Raw genomic sequence first — 2,313 nt, forward strand, 5'->3', positions numbered from 1 at the left:
CGGCCCGCAGGAGCCGTTGCCGGCAATCGGGTCCCGACGCGGTCGCCGCCCAAGCTGTGTCGCCTCGCCGCAGCCGTCGCCCCCCACGCCTGACCGACCCGCAGGCCGCGCGCATACGGACGCGGGTGACATCCGCGACACGCGCGCAGGTTGTTAGGGAAGCCTTACCTGTGCTTTGCTGAATTGCGTCACGGCGACGTGGCCTAATTGCGGACAGCGACCTGAGAGAGAGAAGGCCCCCGTGCTCGCGAGCAACGCGCTCATCGGACTCCGAGAGGGGCTCGAGGCCGCCCTCGTGGTGGTCATCCTCGTGGCCTTCCTCGTCAAGACCGACCGGCGCTGGGCGCTGCGTCACGTGTGGACCGGAGTCGGTGTCGCGGTCGCGCTCTCGGTGGCCCTCGGCGCGCTGCTCACCTACGGCACGAAGCAGCTGACCTTCGAGGCCCAGGAGCTCATCGGCGGCACCGCCTCGATCATCGCCGTCGTCTTCGTGACGTTCATGGTCTTCTGGATGAAGTCCGCCTCGCGCACCATCTCGGGCGAGCTCAAGGGCAAGCTCGACAGGGCCCTCGACATGGGGCCGCTCGCCATCGCCCTCGTCGCCTTCCTCGGCATCGGCCGCGAGGGCCTCGAGACCGCGATCTTCTTCTACGCCACCACCCAGGCCGCCGGGCAGGGCAACAGCCAGCCGCTCATCGGCTGGGTCATCGGCATCGGCGGGGCCGCCGTCCTCGGCTGGCTCATCTACCGCGGCGCCGTGAAGATCAACCTGTCCACGTTCTTCCGCTGGACCGGCATCCTGCTCGTCCTCGTCGCGGCGGGCATCCTCGCCTACGGCCTGCACGACCTGCAGGAGGCCCAGTTCCTGCCCGGCCTCTCGACGGTCGCCTTCGACGTCAGCAACACCGTCGACCCCGGCAGCTGGTACGCCTCGCTCGCGAAGGGCATCTTCAACTTCACGCCCGAGACGACCGTCCTGCAGGCCGTGGCCTGGGTGCTCTACGTCGGCATCGTGCTGACCCTGTTCCTGCGCCCGGCGCGCACCCCCGCACAGCCGCCGGCCGCTGCGACGAGCTCGCCCAGCCGCCCCAGCGTCGCCGCCTGACCCTCGCCGCCTGACCGTCGCGCGCCTCATCCCTCGCAGCTCACACCCCGCCAGGAGATCCGCCATGCCTCGCCCTGCCCTGCGCCCTTTTCGTCGCCACGTCTCGCGTGCCGCCGCCCCCGCCGCGATCACGCTGGCCGCGGCCCTCGCGCTGACCGGCTGTGCCGACAAGCCCAACGCGACCGCCGGGTCGACGGCTGCCGGAACCGGTGGACCCATCACGGTCCAGGCGAGCGACACGGCGTGCACGCTCAGCGCGACGACGGCCACGGCGGGCACCGTCACCTTCCAGGTCACCAACACCGGAACGAAGGTCAACGAGTTCTACCTGTATGCCGAGGGTGACCGCATCGTCTCCGAGGTCGAGAACATCACGCCGGGCCTGAGCCGCGAGCTCAAGGTCGAGCTCACCGAGCCCGGCACGTTCACGACCTCGTGCAAGCCGGGCATGGTCGGCGACGGCATCCGCGGCTCGTTCACCGTGACCGGCACGGCCGCCAAGGGCAGTGCGAACGCCAAGGTCGCCAAGGCGATCGCCGACTACAAGTCGTTCGTCGCCTCCGAGGCCGACGAGCTCGTCGAGGGCACCGAGCGGTTCGTCGCCGCCGTCAAGGCCGGCGACGTGGTCGAGGCGAAGTCGCTCTACGCACAGGCGCGCCATCCGTGGGAGGCCATCGAGCCGGTGGCCGAGGGCTTCGGCGACCTCGACCCGAAGATCGACGGCCGCGAGGACGTCGTCGCGGACGGGATGACGTTCACCGGCTACCACCGTCTGGAGAAGGACCTCTGGAAGGACGGCCTGCAGAGGGACTCGGGGACGATCGCCGACCAGCTCCTCGCCGACGTCAGGCAGATCGCCGCCAAGAGCAAGACCGTCGAGCCGACGGCCCTGTCCATCGCCAACGGCGCCAAGGCGCTGCTCGACGAGGTCGCCACCGGCAAGGTCACCGGGGAGGAGGAGCGCTACTCGCACACCGACCTGTGGGACTTCGACGGCAACCTCGAGGGCTCCCAGCAGGCGCTCGCCGTGCTGCGTCCCGTGATCGTCGAGCGCGCCCCCGCCCTGCAGAAGGCGCTCGACGCCCGCTTCGCCCAGCTGAAGTCCCTGCTCGGCACGCACAAGAAGGGGGCCGACTACCAGAGCTACACCTCCCTGAGTGCCGCGGACGTCAAGGCGCTCACGGTCTCGCTCGACGCCCTCTCGGAGC

At 70.3% G+C, this 2,313-nt stretch carries 2 protein-coding genes; both read left to right on the plus strand.

The features are described 5' to 3' along the window. Positions 1–241: 241 nt before the first annotated feature. Complete coding sequence (gene efeU, locus ABD194_RS20340; protein WP_343994903.1) at positions 242–1,105, plus strand: iron uptake transporter permease EfeU; 864 nt, start codon at positions 242–244, stop codon at positions 1,103–1,105. 64 nt (positions 1,106–1,169) lie between these two features. Continuing rightward, positions 1,170–2,313: iron uptake system protein EfeO (gene efeO / locus ABD194_RS20345; protein WP_343994905.1), on the plus strand; the 1,144-nt coding region annotated here is incomplete at its 3' end.

The organism is Terrabacter terrae (assembly GCF_039529575.1).
Classification (GTDB): Bacteria; Actinomycetota; Actinomycetes; order Actinomycetales; family Dermatophilaceae; genus Terrabacter; species Terrabacter terrae.